Raw genomic sequence first — 17504 nt, forward strand, 5'->3', positions numbered from 1 at the left:
TGTCATGACCCAAACGCCCACCGTCACGCTCAATGACGGCAACACCCTCCCGGTCATCGGTCTCGGCGTCGGCGAACTCTCCGAGGCCGAAACCGAACAGGCGGTGAGTGCCGCGCTGGAGGCGGGCTACCGATTGTTCGACACCGCGAAGGCATACGGAAACGAAGCCGCGGTCGGCCGTGCGATCGCCTCATCGGGGATTCCGCGCGAAGAGGTGTACGTCACCACCAAGCTGGACATCCCTGACCAGGGCTTTCAGGCGTCACAGGACGCTCTGAAGGCCAGCCTGGAACGGCTTGGCCTCGACTACGTCGACCTCTACCTCATCCACTGGCCGGCCGGTAACCCCGATCGGTACGTCGATGCGTGGGGCGGCATGATGAAGCGCAAGCAAGACGGTGACACCAGGTCGATCGGGGTGGCGAACTTCCACACCGAGGACCTGTCGAACATCATCGACCTGTCGTATTTCCCGCCGGCGGTCAACCAGATCGAGTTGCATCCGCTGCTGAATCAGGCCGAGTTGCGCGCGACCAACGCCGAACACGAGATCGTCACGGAGGCCTACGGCCCCCTGGGCGTGGGCAACCTTCTGGACAACCCGACGATCGGATCCGTGGCGCAGGCGCACGGGAAGACGCCGGCGCAGGTGCTGATTCGATGGAGCATCCAGCTCGGCAACGTCGTCATTCCGCGCTCCAAGTCGCCCGAGCGGATCAAGGAGAACATCGCGGTCTTCGACTTCGAGTTGACCGAGGACGAGATGGCGACCCTCAACGGCCTGAACGACGGCACCCGCTTCCGGCCGGACCCCGAAACCTACACGGGCTCCTAACCGTTCAGATCAACGTCACGCTGCGTGCGGCCGCGGTCAGGTCGGCACGGAAGTCGGGATGAGCGATGGAGATCAGCGCGTCGGCGCGCTCCTTGGTCGACTTGCCGCGTAGGTTCACCGCACCGTATTCGGTGACCACCCATTCGACGTCCATCCGCGCGTCGGTGACCATCGACGCACGGGGCACGATCGTGGACAGTTGGCCCTTGCGTGCTGTCGATGCCAGCGCGATGATCGATTTTCCGTTGCGGGCCAACGACGCTCCCTTCACGAAGTCGTACTGGCCGCCCGACCCGCTGTATTCGTGGTCGCCGATGAACTCCGCATTGACCTGTCCGTAGAGGTCGATCTCGATCGCCGTGTTGATGGACACGAAGTTGTCGTGGGCGGCGATGGTGCGGATGTCGTTGACGTAGTCGGATGGATAGCTCTCGAACGCGGAGTTGTTGTTCATGAAGGCATACGACTCGGTGGTACCGAAGGCGACGGTGTAGACGTGTTTGCGCGGATGCAACGTCTTTCGGGAGCCGGTCACCACACCCTTGCGGATGAGGTCGGCCATGGCCGGGGAGAACAGTTCGGTGTGGATGCCGAGATCGGAGTGCTCCCCCAGCGCCGCCGCGACCCCGGACGGAATCTTGCCGATACCAAGCTGAATCGTGGCGCCGTCGGGGACCATGGGCGCGACCAATCCACCGATGACCCGGCCTTCGGGTGACGGCTCACTGGCGCCGGCCTCGATCAGCGGCACGTGGTTCTCGACGATGGCCGTCACCTCGCTGACGTGGATCTGCGACTGGCCGAACACCCGAGGCATGTTGTCGTTGACTTCGACGATCAGTCGGTTGGCGCGACGTGCCGCCATCGAGGCGAAGTCGTTGTTGGTGCCCAGCGAAAAGTAGCCGCCCGAGTCCATCGGCGAAACGGTGACCAGGAACGTGCCCAGGTCGATCACTTCAGTGAACAGCCGTGGGATCTGACTGAAGTTCACCGGCACGAAGCTCACCAGCTTGTGACCGGACTCTGCCTGGCGCTTGATGATCTGATGGTCGGGAGCGCCGATGAAAAAGCTGTGGGCGTCGACCTTTTCGATGACGTCCTCGGCCAGCAGGGTCGAACCGAGGGGTTCCATCGCGATCTTGTAGTAGAGGCGGATACGGCCAAGGTCGCCGGAACGCAGGCGATCGGCGGTCGCCGCGAGCAGGGCGGGCGGTTGGCCGATCGCCATGCCGCACGACACGATCTCGCCATTCGCGATCGGTGCCACCGCGCGCTCCGGGGTCGTGAGTTTGGCGGCGTACAACTCGGTGACGTCGGCTACCACTTGCCTACCTTCCGTCGAACGCGCAGGACCATACTCTGCATCAAACGCCGAGCCGGCAGGTTTCGTGACAGTTCAGCCGGTTGGGCATGTGGCCGCGGCATCGCGCAGCGCGGTGGCCGAAGGTGCGTCGATGGGCAGCGCATAGCCGCGCAGCACCGCGATGAACTGTATGGCGTACTGGCATCGGAACGCCGTGTTGGGCGGCATCCAGGTGGCGGGCTCGCGATCGCCCTTGTCCTGGTTGGCTCCTCCGGCGACGGCCAACAGATTCGCCGGATCGTTGGCGAATCGCAGGCGCTGCTCGTCGGTCCAATTGCGCGCCCCGAGGTCCCACGCCAGCGCCAGCGGCACGATGTGGTCGATCTGCACTGCCGCGCCGGTCTGCTCGCCACGAGTGAAGGCGATTTCTGCGTTGGTGTACGGATCGTGCAGCAGGCCCGTCGCGACGGCGGTGGGGCATCGTTTGATCGACACGTAGGTCTTGTCGACGAGGTCACGGTCGAGGATGTCGTTGCGGGTGTCGCATCCGTTGTGGCCGCCGGGTGCCGGGTTGTCATCGGTCCAGCTGTCGCCGAACGCATCCCGCCGGTAGTCGTAGCCGCGGATGCGCACGGGTATGACTGCGATGTCCGCGAGCGGGTCGACTCCCGGTGCGATGGTCGGGATGTCGGCGCTGGCGATGAACTGCGATCGCTCGATCGACGAGTGCGTGGCCTGAACAGCGACCAGCACCGCGGCGGCGACGATCGCCACGAGCCACAGTAGACGCTTGCGGTTCACGCCTTTTCCAGATACTCGATACGGTCGGTGTCGACGAATGGAGCGGCCAGCGCCGCCATTCCCGGGTCATCCGGATTCCTCGTGTAGTGCGCATCGCAGAAGTCGCGGGCGGTCAGAATGAGATCGAGATGCTCGAAGAGCGACAGGAAACGCAATGTGACGGGACGCCCGGATTGGTTGTAGCCCAAGACATCTCCCTCGCGGCGCTCTGCGAGATCGAGATCGGCGAGTTTGAACCCGTCGAGTGTCGAGGCGACGGCCTTGAGCCGCGCGCCCGCCTTTGAGCTCTCCGGCATCTTCGTGGCGAGCAGACAGAGGCTGGGATGTTCGCCCCGGCCGATGCGCCCGCGCAGCTGGTGCAGTTGGCTGATGCCGAACCGGTCGGCGTCCATCACGAGCATCACCGTCGCGTTGGGTACGTCGACACCGACCTCGATGACCGTGGTGCAGACGAGGACGTCGATCTCCCGGGCCCGGAACGCGGCCATCACCGCGTCCTTCTCGTCGGCGGACAGTCGGCCGTGCATGAGTCCGAGCCGCAGGCCCGACAGTGGCCCGCCCCGCAGCCGGTCGAACAATTCGACGACGGTCGTCGTGGGAGGGCCCTGTTCCTGGTTGCTCTTCTTGCCCGCTCCCTTCTTGCCGCCGTTGTCGTCCTCGTCGATGCGGGACGCGACGACGTAGGCCTGCCGCCCAGCGGCCACTTCCTCGGTGATCCGTTGCCACGCGCGATCGAGCCACTTCGGGTGTTCCTTGAGGAAGATGGTGTTGGTCGTGATCGGCTGACGGCCCCGCGGCAGTTCGCGCAGTACGGACGTCTCGAGGTCGCCGTAGTGGGTGAGCGCGACGGTGCGCGGTATCGGCGTCGCGGTCATCACCAGCAGATGGGGTGTGACACCCTCGGGCGCCTTGGCGCGCAAGCGATCTCGCTGCTCGACTCCGAACCGGTGCTGCTCGTCGACGACGACCATGCCGAGGCGATGGAACTCGACGGCGTCCTGCAGCAACGCGTGCGTCCCGATGACGATGCCCGCTTCACCGGAGGCGACTTCCTCGCGCGCCTGCTTCTTCTGTTGTGGCGACATCGATCCCGTCAACAGCGCGACCCGAGTCGCCCGCTCGGCGCCGCCGAGTTGCCCCGCCATCGCCAGCGGGCCGAGGACATCGCTGACAGATCGGGCATGCTGGGCCGCAAGGACCTCGGTGGGGGCCAGCAGTGCGCACTGATACCCCGCGTCGACCACCTGCAGCATCGCCAGCACTGAGACGATCGTCTTGCCGGAGCCGACCTCACCCTGCAGCATCCGGTTCATCGGCCGGCTCGACGCCAGTTCGTCGGTCAGCACCTCGAGGACTTCCTTTTGGCCCGCGGTCAGTTCGAACGGCATCTGGTGGCGCATCGCCGCAACCAGACCGTCGTCGACGGGTGTCGCAACGGGGCCGGCCTCGCTCAACTCGCCGAACCGCCGCTGCGCCAACGCCCATTGCAGCCCGATGGCCTCGTCATAGGTCAGACGCCGGATCGCGGCATCGCGTTCCGCCGCCCTTTCCGCGAGATGGATCGCACGCAGCGCTTCGTCCTCCCCGATCAGATCGTTTTCGCGCAGAAACGATTCCGGCAGCGGCTCGTCGATGGGATCCAGCACGTCGAGCACCTGGCGCACACACGCGTAGATGTCCCAGCTCTGCACCTTGCTGCTGGCCGGGTAGATCGGGAAGAACTCCCGCTCGAAGGCCTTGAGCAGCTCGTCATCGGTGGCGCCCGACGTCGACGCGATGGTCTTGAGCGACTTGGTGCCGATCTGTTTGCCGTTCGGATCGTTCAGCACGAGAAACGCGGGATGGGTCAACTGCAGTGTGCGCCTGAAGTATCCGACTTCCCCGGACAGCATCAACCGGGTGCCCTTGTCGAGCTTGCCGATCATCCAGTCGGCGTTGAAGAAGGTGGCCGTCACCTCCGGCTTGCGGCTCCCCAGTGTGACGCGGAGCCACTTGCGCGACCGAAACTTCTTCGTCCTCTTGTCGAACTGCGGCTTCATGTCGCCGACATGGGTGTCCGTGATCACGTCGACGAACGTGACGTGCTCGCCCTCTTCGAATTCGAGTTCGTCACCCTCACCGAGCACGTTCATTCCGTCGCTGTACTTGCGGGGGTAGTGCCGCAGCAGGTCGTTGACCGTGCGGATCCCGAAGTGCTCCTCCAGCGGAGCGGCGGACTTCTTGCCGATGACGAAGTCGAGCCGGTCGGTCAGCTTGGCCACGGCTACTCGACGCCGATCAGCAGCGCGTCGCCGCGGTGGTCGGTGTGGTACGTGACGAGTTCGATGCCCAGGTGTTCGCGGTGGACGTGCTGCGCCAACGCCTCCCCCACCGATGCGTCGACGCCCGCTCCCGTGAGTACCGTGACGAGTTCACCCCCCACCCCCAACAACAGGTCGATCAGACCTGCACCGGCCTCGACGACGTCCTTTCCGACGACCAGCACCTCGTCACCCGAGATGCCGAGCCCGTCGCCCGGCTGACACGTGCCCGCCCACGTGAGCGCTTCCTCGGTGGCGACCCGCACCGATCCGTGTCTGGCGCCCGCGGCGGCGCGGGCCATCGTGTAACCGTCGTCGACGGCCTGCCGATCCGCCTCGTGCATGGCCAGTGCGGCCAGACCCTGCACCATCGACGCCGTCGGCACCGGCACCACATCGATGCCCCAACCGATCGCGGCGGTGCAGCCTGCGACGAGTTCCTCGGCGGCGACGTATCCGTTCGGCAGCACGATGATCTGTGCGGCGCCGGTGTTGACCAACGCATGAAGCAGGTCCTTGGCGCTGACGGGCGCGCCGGAATCGAGCGGCAGCACGTGCGCGCCCTCTCCGGCGAACAGTTCGTGCGCGCCCGCCCCGTCGACGACCGCGAGCACGGCCCGGTCCCTGGCGAATCCCCCGGATGGCCGCGCACCCGGCCCACCGGTCAGCGAGGTGATCTGGATACGGCTCAGCGTGCCAAGCGGCAGGGCCGCTTCGACGGCGGCTCCGGCGTCGTCGGCGTGCACATGCACCGAGTACTGGCCCGCGCCGGCCGTCGTCGCGATCGCGACCGACTCCCCGAGCTTGTCGAGAGTGCGGCGAAGCGTCTCCACCCCGGCGGCGTCACACCCGCTGAGCAGGTACATCACTTCGAACTGGGGCGTCGCCGAGGCGGCGGTCTCGGCGATATGGCCATGTGGTGGGGACGGCACGTATTCCGCGCGACGCGCGACATGCCCGGTCAGGGTGGCGCTCATCGCGTCCAGGAGTACCAGCAGTCCGCGACCGCCAGCATCCACCACGCCGGCCTGGGCCAAAACGTCGAGTTGTCCTGTGGTCTTGTCGAGGGCGATGGCCGCGGCGTCGGCGGCGGCCGTCACCACCTCGGCGAGCCCGGAATCGTCGGCGGCGGCGGCTTCGGCGGCACCCGCGGCGTCCTGCAACACCGAGACGATGGTGCCGGGCACGGCCTCGCCCATCGAATTGACGACCAGGCCGACCGAATGCCGCAATGCGGCTCCGAACAGGGCTCCGCCGATGTCGGCGAGCACTCCGCCGCGGTCGGCGGCCGCCGAGGCGGTGACGTCGCCGAATCCGCGCAGAATCTGCGACAGGATGACCCCGGAGTTGCCCCGCGCGCCCCGCAGCGCGCCGCGGGCGAGGGCGGCGGCCACCTCCGCGACGTCGTCGGACGCGGCCAGAGCGTCCGCCTGTTCCCACGCCGCACGCATCGTGAACAGCATGTTTGTCCCGGTGTCGGCGTCGGCGACCGGGAACACGTTGAGGCGGTTGATCTCGTCGGTGTGGGTGATCAGGTCGCCGACGGCGGTGTGCGCCCAGTCCCGCAATGCGGAGGCGTCGAGCCGCCGATTCGACATGCCCACCTCCAGCCCACTGTGGCGACACCCGCTGGCTCGAGGTGCCGCCGTGCGCGCAAGCCTATCCACTCCTGCTGACAGCTCCCTTCGGAACGTTCCCGCTTGTGGAGACCATTTTGGCGATCCTCGTGGTGGCCGGTATCCTGATCAGGTTGTCGGTCGAACCGCCGCCGGTCGCGGCGGGAACCCAGACCCCCAAGACCTGATTCGAGGAGTTCTACATATGGCTGCCGTGTGCGATATCTGCGGGAAGGGCCCCGGCTTCGGCAAGTCGGTGTCACACTCCCATCGCCGGACCAGCCGTCGGTGGGACCCGAACATCCAGACCGTGCGCGCCGTGACCCATCCCGGCGGCAACAAGAAGCGGGTCAACGTGTGCACGTCCTGCATCAAGGCCGGAAAGGTCTCGCGCGGCTGACGCGTTTGTCGGTTTAGTCCCCGCGGGCACGCGGGTAGCCGTGGCTGCATGACATCCCGCGGTGTATCCAAAACAGCTCTGTTCGCACTCGCCTCCGGCGCTGCGGTGGTCTCGTTGTTGACTGCGTGTAGCAGCGACTCCGGCGACAAAGAGACCACGACAACGACGACGACGTCCGAGACCACGACCGTCGAGACCACGACCGTCGAGACCACGACCGTCGAAACCACGGTCGCGCCCACGACGACCGCGCCGCCTCCGGAGTTGCCGCCCGCGACTACGGGCGATGGCGACAACACCGTCGAGATTCCGGTGCCCGACATCCCGTCGCCGCCGGCCATCCCCTCCCCGCCGCCGATCCCGTCACCGCCGCCGATCCCCGGCGTTGGATAGCGCAGGGCGCCGACTGCACGCTTGTTGTACGCGACACGCCGTCCGCGGCGTAAAACAGGCGTGCACTCGGCGAAGCCGCCTAGGGCAGGCGCCAGTCGATCGGATCGGCGCCCATCTTCTCCAGTAATTCATTGGCGCGGCTGAACGGACGAGACCCGAAGAAACCTCGCGACGCCGACAGCGGCGACGGGTGCGGGGACTCGATCGCCACACAATCGGAGCCGTCGAGCATCGGCTTCAGCGTCGACGCGTCACGACCCCACAGCACCGCGACCAGGGGTTGCCGTCGCGTGACGAGTGCCCGGATCGCGCACTCGGTCACCGCTTCCCAGCCCTTGCCTCGATGCGACGCCGGTGTCCCCGGCGCGACGGTCAGCACCCTGTTCAGCAGCATCACGCCGCGTTCGGCCCACGGCGACAGATCGCCCGTCGCAGGTTCGGGATGGCCGAGATCGTCGGTGTACTCGGTGAAGATGTTGGCCAGGCTGCGTGGCAACGGCCGCACCTCAGGCGCCACCGAGAAGCTCAGGCCGACGGCGTGGCCGGGCGTCGGATACGGGTCCTGCCCCACGATGAGTACGCGAACCTGATCGAACGGAAATGTGAAGGCCCGCAACACATTCTGACCGGCAGGCAGGTATCGGCGCCCCGCCGCGAGCTCCGCGCGCAGGAACTCGCCCATCTGTGCGACCTGAGGAGCGACAGGCTCCAGCGCGCGCGCCCAGCCTTCTTCGACGAGTTCATTCAGCGGTCGTGCACCCACGATGGGTCAACTTAGCGTGCGTCGCCACTCAGAACGACTGCCAGCCCGCGTGTCCGTGCCACTGCTCGCCGTCGACCAGGACCCGCGGCGGGCCGTCGAGCACTCGCCCGATCACCTGCCAACCCGTCGGCGGGGCGCCCGGGAACGTCGCCACCAGCGAATGATCCTCGCCTCCACCGAGCACCCACTCCCACGGATCCATCGCGACAGCGGCCGCCGCCTCGACGAGTGGATCGTGGTCTGCCCGCAGCGAATCCGTCGACAGGTTGATGCCCACCTTCGATGCGCGCGCGATATGCCCGAGATCGGCGACCAGCCCGTCGGAGACGTCGGTCATCGACGTCGCACCCGCATCCGACGCGACTCGACCCTGCCCGTAGGGCGGCTCCGGCACCAGATGACGACGACGCAGGTCCTCGAAGCCTGCAATATCGTTGCGCCACAACGCATATCCGGCCGCCGACCAGCCGACGTCTCCGATGACGGCCACGTGGTCACCCGCGCGGGCGCCGTCGAGCCGGACCGCGTCGCGGCCACCCAGATCCCCGAGCGCGGTCACCGAGATCACCCACTGCGGTGCCGTCACCAGATCACCGCCCACGATGCCTGCACCCAGCAGGCGCGCCTCGTGCCACAGACCGTCGGCGAGCTCGACGACCTGCGCAGCCGGCGTATCACCCGCCGCCCCGAACGCGACGACGAATGCGGTGGCCGCCGCCCCCATCGCCTCGATGTCCGCGGCGTTCTGTGCGATCGCCTTGCGGCCGACATCGTGGGGCGTCGACCAGTCGAGCCGGAAGTGACTTCCCTCGACGAGCATGTCCGTCGATACCACCGTCGCGCCGTCGCCTGCCCGCACGACCGCGGCGTCGTCGCCGGGTCCCAGCGCCACCACGTCCGGTTGTCGACGGCCCGCGACAAGCCGGTCGATGACGGCGAACTCACCCACGCCGGCCAGAGTCTCGGGGGGCTGTTCACTCGTCATGTCGCCTCCCCTGCGCTGCGGTACGTTTGGTCCCTGCGGCGGAGTCTATGCAGCCAGGAGGGAGGACAGCCGGGTGGTCGAGGCGTTTATGCTCATCCAGACCGAGGTGGGCCGCGCAGAAGTGATCGCCAAGCAGCTCGCGGGCCTGCCAGGTGTGCTGTCCGCCGAGTACGTTACGGGTCCCTACGACGTGGTGGTGCGAGTCGGCTCGGAAACCCTCGATGAGCTGCAGTCCAGCGTTGTGCCCAGTGTGCAGCAGATCGCAGGCATCACCCGGACGCTGACCTGTCCGATCGCCAACGGGGTGCGCCCATAGAGTTTGGGCGTGGACACCGAAACGCGTGACGGCCCACCCCGGGCTTTGATGATCGCGGCGATTGTGGTGGCGGTGGGCGCCATCGTCACGATCCTGGTCGTGGTGGCTCTGCGTCAGCGTCCGGTCCCAGAACAACCTGTTGCGATCGTCACGATCCCCGCCCCGCAGTCAGAAAGCGCACAGTGCCGGGAAATGGTCGAGGAGCTGCCTGAGCGGCTCGGCGATTACCGGCGCGCGACGCTCGCAGACCCGGCACCCGCCGGTGCCGCGGCGTGGCGGGCGACCCCGGACGGCGAGGCGGTGATCCTGCGGTGCGGTGTGGAGCGGCCCGCCGAGTTCGTCCTCGGCAGCCCCCTTCAGGTCGTGGACGACGTATCGTGGTTTCGGGTGGGCGAGGCAGGAGCAGGTGGCGACGACGGGCGCAGCACATGGTTCGCCGTTGACCGCCCCGTGTATGTGGCTCTGACGCTGCCGCCGGGTTCAGGCCCGACGCCGATTCAGGAGATCTCGCGGTTGATCGCAAAATCGTTGCCGGCCAAGGCCGTCGACCCTGCACCGGTGGGCTAGCGCAGACCGGTCCCGCGCTTGAGAGCGGTCTCGACCATGGTGGCCAACAGCGTCGGATAGTCGACACCGCTGGCGCCCCACATCCTCGGGAACATCGAGATGGTGGTGAAGCCCGGCATCGTGTTGATCTCGTTGATGATCGGGCCGTCATCGGTGAGGAAGAAGTCCACGCGGGCCAGACCCTGGCAGTCGATGGCGTGGAAGGCGCGAATCGACAAGTGGCGCACCTCATCTGCGACACTGTCGTCGACCTTGGCGGGCACGTCGAGCTCCGCGGCGTCTTCGAGGTACTTGGTCGCGAAGTCGTAGAACGAGTCCTCACGGCCGCGGACACCCGCCACCCGGATCTCGCCGACGGTGCTCGCTTCGATCCGGCCGTCGGGGAATTCCAGTACGCCACACTCCAATTCACGTCCGGCGATCGCCGCCTCGATGATCACTTTGGGATCGTGGCGACGCGCCAGCTCGATGGCCGCCGGTAGTTGATCCCACGCCGTCACGCGACTGACGCCGATCGACGATCCCCCGCGAGCCGGTTTGACGAAGACCGGCAGCCCGAGTCGTTCGCGCTCCCCGAGCGCCAGCGTCTCCTGGCGCGGGCGCAGCACGGCGTGCGGGCCGACCGGCAGGCCCTCGGCCGCCAACAGCTTCTTGGTGAACTCCTTGTCCATGCCCGACGCGCTGGCAAGCACGCCCGCACCGACATACGGCACGCCCGCCAGCTCGAGCAGCCCCTGGATGGTGCCGTCCTCACCGTATGGCCCGTGCAGGACCGGAAACACGACGTCGACGGTGTCCAGCACCTCGCCGGCGCCCTCGCCGGGCGACAGCAGTTCACCGCGTCGCCCCGGATCGGTCGCGAGGGCCAGCTGCTTGCCCGATGCGTCGGTGACCTGCGGCAACTGTCCGTCGGCGATCGCTAGAGCGTCGGGCTCGGCGTCGGTGAGCACCCACGCTCCGTCCGGGGTGATGCCGACGGCGACCACCTCGAAGCGTCCCGGATCGAGATTGCGCAGGATGCTGCCTGCGGAAACGCAGGAAATCGCGTGCTCGGAGCTGCGGCCGCCGTAGACGACGGCGACGCGGACGCGTCCTCTCGCAGCGGATTCCTTGCGGGCAGTCACAACCTAAAGAGGCTACCGCCCAGCCTCAGCGAGGGCCGTGCCAGTCACCTGACCTGCAATTTCACCGTAACGCCTGCTCGAAATCGCTGATCAGGTCGTCGGTGTCCTCGATGCCCAGCGAGATGCGGGCGAAGCCGTCGCTGACCGAATCGCCCCAGCGGGCCCGGCGGTCCAGGGAGGTGTGGATGCCCCCGAAGCTCGTGGACGAGACGACAAGTGCGCTGCGCTCGACGAATTCGTTGACCGCCTGAGCGCTCTCGAGCTCGACGGCGATGAGCCCGCCGAAGCGCCTCATCTGCAACGTCGCGACCGGATGGGACGGATCGCCTGGCAGGCCCGGATAGCGGACGGACTTGACCGCGGGATGGCGGGCCAGCGTCACCGCGAGCGCCTGCGCGTTCTGACACTGCCGTTCGAACCGCAGCCCGGCGCTGCCGAGACTCCGCAACAACAACCACGCTTCGAACGGCCCGAGGATGGGGCCGGCGAGCAGACGCTCCTGTTCGACCGCGGCCATCAACTCCTCGTGGCTGCCCGCGACGTATCCCGCGATCAGGTCACTGTGCCCCGACAGCGCTTTGGTGGCGCTGGCCACCACGAGATCGGCCCCGAGGGACAGCGGTTGCTGACCGAGCGGGGTCGCGGTGGTGTTGTCGACGACCAGCGTCGAACCCCTGCTCCTGCAGTCCATCGCCAACCGGTGCAGATCCACGACATCGAGGCCCGGGTTGGCCGGCGTCTCGGCGAGCACGATATCGGCGTCCGACGCCGCAACGCACATCTCCGAGCTGGTCGCCTCGATGACTGTAACCCCCTGCGGTGCAAGGTATTCCCTGGCATAGCGGCGGACTTGGTTGTAGCCGTCGGCGGGTACGACGAGTTTGGCGCCCGGCTTCGTGAGAGCTCGCAGCACCGACGTGATGGCCGCCATGCCGGAACCGAACACCAACGCCGCGGCGGCGCCCTCGAGCTCGGCGAGCGCCGATTCCAGCTGTCTCCAGGTGGGGTTCGAGTAGCGCCCGTACTTGTCCAACGCCTCCGAGTCGTCGGGCGACAGATGGAAGGTCGACGCGGGTACCGGGGGCGAAACGACGGGGGTGCCCGGAATCGGCTCCGAGCCAACCGCTTTGACGCTGCGAGTGGAATCGCCGTATCGGCCGTCCATCGGTTTACTCCGGTTTGGTGCTGCGACCGAGTAGGAGCGCGACCGCTTCGTAGACCGATGCGCCCTTGTGGCAGACCCTGTGTACGGCGTCGGTGAGCGGCATCTCGACGTCATAGCTGGCGGCAAGGGCCAGCACGGACTGGCAGGATGTGACGCCCTCGGCGACATGCCCCTCGGCTGCACGCAGCGCCGACTCCATGGTGCCGCCTCGACCGAGCCGTTCACCGAACGCGCGGTTACGCGAATGCCGTGACGTACACGTGGCGATGAGGTCGCCGACACCGGCCAGACCCGCCAGCGTTGCCGGTTTGGCGCCCAACGCGATTCCGAGCCGCATGATCTCGGCGAGGCCGCGCGTGATGATGGCCGCCGCCGTGTTCTCGCCCAGTCCCACACCGGCCGCCATCCCCGACGCCAGCGCGATGACGTTCTTGCACGCCCCGCCCACCTCGGCGCCGATGACATCGGCGTTGGTGTACGGCCGGAAGTATCCGGTCGAGAACGCGCGCTGCAGTGCCACCGCGCGTCCGGAGTCGCTGCAGGCGACGACCGTGGCAGCCGGCTGCTCGTCGGCGATCTCGCTGGCCAGGTTCGGACCGGAGATCACTGCGACACGTGACGGGTCGGCCCCGGTGACTTGCACGATGACCTGGCTCATTCGCATCAAGGTGTCGAGTTCGATGCCCTTGGCCAGGCTCACCAGAGTGGTGTCGTCGCCGATCAGCGGCGCCCACTGTTCGAGATTGGCGCGCAGCGTCTGGGCGGGCACGGCGAGCAGCACCGTGCAGGCGCCGGCCAGTGCCTCTGCCGGGTCACTGGTCGCGCGGATGGTCTCCGGCAGCTCGGCGTCGTCGAGATACGTGGGGTTGCGATGCGTGTCGTTTATCTCCGCAGCAAGTTCGGGGCGACGTGCCCACAACCGCACGTCGTTGTCTGCATCTGCCAGGACTTTGGCCAGTGCCGTTCCCCAAGCTCCGGCGCCCAGCACCGCCGCGTCGACCACGCCTTCACCCTAGCGCGGTGCGAGCGGCTGGCAGGATGGCGCTCATGGGCAGGTCATCGGAAGCCGATGTCGGGCTGGTGATCGCGGTCAAACGTCTGACCGCCGCCAAGACACGGCTTGCGCCGATCTTCTCGGCGCGCACCCGCGAGACCGTCGTGCTGGCCATGCTGATCGACACCGTCACGGCCGCGTCGGCGGTGCCCGCCGTGCAGTCGATCACCGTGGTGACACCCGACGACGTCGCCGGCGACGCGGCCCGTCAGCTCGGCGCGCGCGTGCTGGCCGACCCGACTCCGCAGGGCCACCGTGACCCGTTGAACAACGCCATCGCCGCCGCCGAGGAATCCGTTCGCGCGGAGACGGCGAACCTCGTTGTGCTGCAGGGTGATCTACCGGCCCTGCAACCGCAGGAACTCGGCGAGGCCATTGCGGCTGCCCGAACCTATCCCCGCAGCTTCGTCGGAGACCGGCACGGCACGGGCACCTCGGCGTTGCTCGCCTTCGGCAGCCCGCTGGATCCACGGTTCGGCGCAGATTCGGCTCAGCGCCATCGCCATTCGGGTGCCATCGAGTTGACCGGAGCGTGGCCTGGCCTGCGCTGCGATATCGACACCCCCGATGACCTGCTGGTGGCGCGTCGGCTCGGTGTCGGCGCGGCAACCGCGCAGGCCATCGCACGTGGCAGATAACAGTTACCTCATCGCGGTGGCAGCACTACTACTCAATAGGGGATCATCTGAGGAATGACGGATGCCGATACTGAGATCCTTGCCGCCGACCCCGCCGCGTCGGCCGCGCGGCCGTCGACACCGGACTCGACCGTGCGTCCCAGCGCCCCCCAGTCGGGAGACTCGGCGCCTGAGGCGCCACCCGCGGCGACGTTGCAGGCGGTCGACAACGCGCTGCCCGAGGATCGCTACCTCAACCGCGAACTGAGCTGGCTCGACTTCAACGCACGCGTGCTGGCACTCGCAGCCGACCCGTCTCTACCGCTTCTGGAGCGGGCGAAGTTCCTTGCGATCTTCGCGTCCAACCTCGACGAGTTCTACATGGTCCGGGTGGCGGGCCTGAAACGGCGCGACGAAATGGGATTGTCGGTGCGTTCGGCCGACGGCCTGTCCCCGCGGGAACAACTGCGCCGGATCAACGAACGCACTCAGCAGATCTCCAACCGCCATGCGCATGTGTTCCTCGATTCGGTGCGGCCTGCGCTCGCCGACGAGGGGATCGTGATCGTCACGTGGGCCGACGTCGACGAGGACGAGCGCGCACGGTTGTCGACGTACTTCCATGAGCAGGTGTTCCCGGTGCTGACGCCGCTCGCGGTTGATCCGGCGCACCCCTTCCCGTTCGTGAGCGGGCTGAGTCTGAACCTCGCCGTCACGGTGCGACAGCCCGAGGACGGCGGACAGCACTTCGCGCGAATCAAGGTGCCGGACAACGTCGACCGCTTCGTGGAGCTGGCGCGCCGTGAAGGCTCGTCCGATATCGTGCGGTTCCTCCCGATGGAGGAACTGATCGCGGCCTTCCTGCCGGTGCTGTTCCCCGGTCTGGAGATCGTCGAGCATCACGCGTTCCGCATCACCCGCAACGCGGACTTCGAGGTCGAAGAGGACCGTGACGAAGACTTGTTGCAGGCGCTTGAGCGAGAACTGGCGCGACGACGCTTCGGTTCACCGGTTCGCCTCGAGGTGTCCGACGACATGACCGAGAGCATGCTCGAATTACTGTTGCGCGAACTCGATGTGGACACCGGCGATGTCATCGAGGTGCCCGGCCTCCTCGACCTGTCGTCGCTCTGGCAGATCTACGACCAGGATCGCCCCGCACTCAAGGACCGCCCGTTCGTTCCTGCGACACCGCCTGCGTTCGGCGAACGCGAGACCCCCAAGAGCATCTTCTCGACCCTGCGCGACGGTGACGTGCTGGTGCACCATCCGTACGACTCGTTCTCCACCACGGTGCAACGGTTCATCGAACAGGCCGCGGCGGATCCCAACGTGCTGGCCATCAAACAGACGCTGTACCGCACGTCGGGTGATTCACCGATCGTCAATGCGCTCATCGACGCCGCCGCGGCGGGTAAACAGGTTGTCGCGCTGGTGGAGATCAAGGCGCGGTTCGACGAGCAGGCCAACATCAAATGGGCGCGCGCCCTCGAACGTGCGGGAGTGCACGTCGTCTACGGACTGGTCGGGTTGAAGACACATTGCAAGACTTGTCTTGTGGTGCGCCGCGAAGGATCGGCGATTCGGCGCTACTGCCACATCGGCACCGGCAACTACAACAGCAAGACCGCGCGACTCTACGAGGACGTCGGCTTGTTGACAGCGGCGCCGGACATCGGCGCAGACCTCACCGATCTCTTCAACTCACTGACCGGATACTCGCGCAAAGAGTCGTACCGCAACCTGTTGGTCGCACCCTATGGCGTCCGCAGAGGGATCATCGAACGCATCGAACGAGAGATCGCCGCCAAACAATCAGGCGCCGACGCCCGCATTCGACTGAAGGCGAACGCGTTGGTCGACGAGCAGGTGATCGATTCGCTTTATCGCGCGTCGCAGGCGGGGGTGCCGGTCGAGGTCGTGGTTCGCGGTATCTGTGCGTTGCGGCCGGGCGTGCCCGGCTACTCCGAAAACATCTCGGTGCGCTCGATTCTGGGCCGGTTCCTCGAGCACTCGCGAGTCATTCACTTCCGCGCCATAGACGAGTTCTGGATCGGTAGTGCCGACATGATGCACCGTAATCTCGATCGACGTGTCGAGGTGATGGCTCAGGTCAAGGATCCGAGGCTGACGTCGCAACTGAACGACGTCCTCGATTCCGCGCTCGATCCCGCCACCCGCTGCTGGGAGTTGGACAGCAACGGTAAGTGGACGGCATCGCCGCAAGAGGGTCACACGGTCCGCGACCACCAGGTGTCGCTGATGGATCTGCGCCGGCACCCTTGAGATCCGTCGGCGGTGAGCTCTCCGGGGCCCGAATGATCAGCAGGAGTTGACGTGCCGAAGGAGAATCCCGACGCCGTCCCGACGGGCAAGGCCATTCTTGCCGCGGGCGCAGTGCTGTGGCGACCCGGTGACGATCCCGCCGTGCCCGAAGTCGCGATCATTCACCGACCCCGGTACGACGACTGGTCACTTCCCAAGGGCAAAGTCGACCCCGGTGAAACCGAACCTGTGACCGCCGTGCGTGAGGTGGCCGAGGAGACCGGCTACACAGCGCATCTCGGTCGTCGCCTCGCCGCCGTGAGCTACCCCATCGAACAGGGCATCAAGAAGGTGCGGTACTGGTCTGCGCGCGCCATCGGTGGCGAGTTCAGCCCCAACGACGAAGTCGACGAACTCAAGTGGTTGCCCGCCTCCCAAGCCGTCAAAGCACTCGGTTACCCGCATGACCGAAAGGTGCTACGCCGCTTCATGAAGCTGCCCGCCGAAACAAAGACAGTGCTGATAGTCAGGCACGGCACGGCGGGTAGTAAGTCCCGCTACAAAGGCGACGACCGGCACCGCCCGTTGGACAAGCGCGGGCGTGCACAAGCCGAATCTCTCGTCGGCCAGCTGCTCGCGTTCGGCGCCGATACGCTCTACGCCGCGGACCGGACACGATGCCGGCAGACGCTCGAACCGCTGGCCGAGGAACTCGGCGCCAGCATCAAGAGCGAACCGCTGCTGACCGAGGAAGCCTATGCCGACAACCGCAAGGCTGCGCGCAACCGTTTCCTCGAGATCGCCGCTGCCGACGGCACGCCCGTGATCTGTACGCAGGGCAAGGTGATTCCGGATCTCATCTCGTGGTGGTGTGAGCGCGACGGTGTTCGTCCCGACAAGTCGCGCAATCGCAAGGGCAGCACGTGGGTGATGTCGTTGTTCGACGGACACGTGATCGCCGCCGACCACATCGGAAGTCCGCTCGCCGTCAAGAAGTGAG

The 17504-nt window shown here is 66.8% G+C and carries 17 protein-coding genes; 8 read left to right on the forward strand and 9 right to left on the reverse strand.

Going from position 1 to position 17504, the window contains the following annotated elements:
* Window positions 1–4: 4 nt before the first annotated feature.
* The gene (locus H7J93_RS12525) at window positions 5–835 is read left to right on the forward strand and encodes an aldo/keto reductase (RefSeq protein WP_267306595.1); all 831 of its coding nucleotides are present in this window, start codon (window positions 5–7) and stop codon (window positions 833–835) included.
* Between the two features lie 4 nt (window positions 836–839).
* On the opposite strand, the gene H7J93_RS12530 is transcribed toward H7J93_RS12525, so the two are convergent.
* The 4 genes from H7J93_RS12530 to H7J93_RS12545 all read right to left on the reverse strand — a co-directional run bounded on the left by H7J93_RS12530 (window position 840) and on the right by H7J93_RS12545 (window position 6837).
* The gene (locus H7J93_RS12530; RefSeq protein WP_267306596.1) at window positions 840–2159 is read right to left on the reverse strand and encodes an acetyl-CoA hydrolase/transferase family protein; all 1320 of its coding nucleotides are present in this window, start codon (window positions 2157–2159) and stop codon (window positions 840–842) included.
* A gap of 72 nt (window positions 2160–2231) precedes the next feature.
* A complete protein-coding gene (locus tag H7J93_RS12535; protein WP_267306597.1) occupies window positions 2232–2939 on the reverse strand; it encodes an HNH endonuclease family protein in 708 nt (235 codons plus the stop codon).
* Window positions 2936–5200 carry an ATP-dependent DNA helicase RecG gene (gene recG, locus H7J93_RS12540; protein ID WP_267306598.1) on the reverse strand — a complete coding sequence of 755 codons (2265 nt, stop codon included), beginning with the start codon at window positions 5198–5200 and terminating at the stop codon, window positions 2936–2938. The genes H7J93_RS12535 and recG overlap by 4 nt, the downstream gene beginning before the upstream one ends.
* A gap of 2 nt (window positions 5201–5202) precedes the next feature.
* Window positions 5203–6837 (reverse strand): DAK2 domain-containing protein, encoded by a 1635-nt coding sequence (locus H7J93_RS12545; RefSeq protein ID WP_267306599.1) that lies wholly within the window; start codon window positions 6835–6837, stop codon window positions 5203–5205.
* Window positions 6838–7060: 223 nt separating this feature from the next.
* On the opposite strand from H7J93_RS12545, the gene rpmB reads away from it, so the two are divergent.
* Together rpmB and H7J93_RS12555 are read left to right on the forward strand one after the other, a co-directional pair.
* A complete protein-coding gene (gene rpmB, locus H7J93_RS12550; protein ID WP_083125945.1) occupies window positions 7061–7255 on the forward strand; it encodes a 50S ribosomal protein L28 in 195 nt (64 codons plus the stop codon).
* A gap of 48 nt (window positions 7256–7303) precedes the next feature.
* Window positions 7304–7648, forward strand: a complete 345-nt coding sequence (locus H7J93_RS12555; protein WP_267306600.1) for a hypothetical protein — start codon at window positions 7304–7306, stop codon at window positions 7646–7648.
* 79 nt (window positions 7649–7727) lie between these two features.
* On the opposite strand, the gene H7J93_RS12560 is transcribed toward H7J93_RS12555, so the two are convergent.
* Together H7J93_RS12560 and H7J93_RS12565 are read right to left on the reverse strand one after the other, a co-directional pair.
* A complete protein-coding gene (locus H7J93_RS12560) occupies window positions 7728–8411 on the reverse strand; it encodes a uracil-DNA glycosylase (protein WP_267306601.1) in 684 nt (227 codons plus the stop codon).
* 28 nt (window positions 8412–8439) lie between these two features.
* Window positions 8440–9396, reverse strand: a complete 957-nt coding sequence (locus H7J93_RS12565) for a thiamine-phosphate kinase (RefSeq protein ID WP_267306602.1) — start codon at window positions 9394–9396, stop codon at window positions 8440–8442.
* A 73-nt stretch (window positions 9397–9469) separates the two neighbouring features.
* Between H7J93_RS12565 and H7J93_RS12570 the strand changes: the two genes are divergently transcribed.
* Window positions 9470–9712, forward strand: a complete 243-nt coding sequence (locus H7J93_RS12570) for an Lrp/AsnC ligand binding domain-containing protein (protein ID WP_267306603.1) — start codon at window positions 9470–9472, stop codon at window positions 9710–9712.
* A 9-nt stretch (window positions 9713–9721) separates the two neighbouring features.
* Window positions 9722–10279 (forward strand): DUF3515 domain-containing protein, encoded by a 558-nt coding sequence (locus H7J93_RS12575; RefSeq protein ID WP_267306604.1) that lies wholly within the window; start codon window positions 9722–9724, stop codon window positions 10277–10279.
* Here the strand turns inward: H7J93_RS12575 and H7J93_RS12580 are convergent.
* The 3 genes from H7J93_RS12580 to H7J93_RS12590 all read right to left on the reverse strand — a co-directional run bounded on the left by H7J93_RS12580 (window position 10276) and on the right by H7J93_RS12590 (window position 13571).
* Window positions 10276–11403, reverse strand: coding sequence for a D-alanine--D-alanine ligase family protein (locus tag H7J93_RS12580; protein ID WP_267306605.1), 1128 nt, complete (start codon window positions 11401–11403; stop codon window positions 10276–10278). The two genes, H7J93_RS12575 and H7J93_RS12580, sit on opposite strands and share 4 nt — an antisense overlap.
* Before the next feature lie 61 nt (window positions 11404–11464).
* Window positions 11465–12568, reverse strand: coding sequence for a cystathionine gamma-lyase (locus H7J93_RS12585; RefSeq protein WP_267306606.1), 1104 nt, complete (start codon window positions 12566–12568; stop codon window positions 11465–11467).
* A 4-nt stretch (window positions 12569–12572) separates the two neighbouring features.
* The gene (locus H7J93_RS12590) at window positions 12573–13571 is read right to left on the reverse strand and encodes an NAD(P)H-dependent glycerol-3-phosphate dehydrogenase (protein WP_267306607.1); all 999 of its coding nucleotides are present in this window, start codon (window positions 13569–13571) and stop codon (window positions 12573–12575) included.
* Window positions 13572–13615: 44 nt separating this feature from the next.
* Here H7J93_RS12590 and cofC point away from each other — a divergent pair, with 44 nt between their 5' ends.
* From cofC to mutT1, 3 genes are read left to right on the forward strand one after another with little or no spacing between them, the layout of a single operon-like run.
* Window positions 13616–14260 (forward strand): 2-phospho-L-lactate guanylyltransferase, encoded by a 645-nt coding sequence (gene cofC, locus H7J93_RS12595; protein WP_267306608.1) that lies wholly within the window; start codon window positions 13616–13618, stop codon window positions 14258–14260.
* Window positions 14261–14314: 54 nt separating this feature from the next.
* Window positions 14315–16525: an RNA degradosome polyphosphate kinase gene (locus H7J93_RS12600; RefSeq protein WP_267306609.1), complete on the forward strand. Its 2211-nt coding sequence runs from the start codon at window positions 14315–14317 to the stop codon at window positions 16523–16525.
* Window positions 16526–16576: 51 nt separating this feature from the next.
* The gene (gene mutT1 / locus H7J93_RS12605; RefSeq protein ID WP_308204915.1) at window positions 16577–17503 is read left to right on the forward strand and encodes an 8-oxo-(d)GTP phosphatase MutT1; all 927 of its coding nucleotides are present in this window, start codon (window positions 16577–16579) and stop codon (window positions 17501–17503) included.
* Window position 17504 lies beyond the last annotated feature (1 nt).

The organism is Mycobacterium barrassiae (assembly GCF_025822765.1).
Lineage (GTDB): Bacteria > Actinomycetota > Actinomycetes > Mycobacteriales > Mycobacteriaceae > Mycobacterium > Mycobacterium barrassiae.

Coding starts and splice junctions, on each gene's coding strand:
- H7J93_RS12525 (WP_267306595.1), top strand. CDS start 5: ATGACCCAAACGCCCACCGTCACGCTCAATGACGGCAACACCCTCCCG.
- H7J93_RS12545 (WP_267306599.1), bottom strand. CDS start 6,837: ATGTCGAATCGGCGGCTCGACGCCTCCGCATTGCGGGACTGGGCGCAC.
- rpmB (WP_083125945.1), top strand. CDS start 7,061: ATGGCTGCCGTGTGCGATATCTGCGGGAAGGGCCCCGGCTTCGGCAAG.
- H7J93_RS12555 (WP_267306600.1), top strand. CDS start 7,304: ATGACATCCCGCGGTGTATCCAAAACAGCTCTGTTCGCACTCGCCTCC.
- H7J93_RS12565 (WP_267306602.1), bottom strand. CDS start 9,396: ATGACGAGTGAACAGCCCCCCGAGACTCTGGCCGGCGTGGGTGAGTTC.
- H7J93_RS12585 (WP_267306606.1), bottom strand. CDS start 12,568: ATGGACGGCCGATACGGCGATTCCACTCGCAGCGTCAAAGCGGTTGGC.
- cofC (WP_267306608.1), top strand. CDS start 13,616: ATGGGCAGGTCATCGGAAGCCGATGTCGGGCTGGTGATCGCGGTCAAA.
- H7J93_RS12600 (WP_267306609.1), top strand. CDS start 14,315: ATGACGGATGCCGATACTGAGATCCTTGCCGCCGACCCCGCCGCGTCG.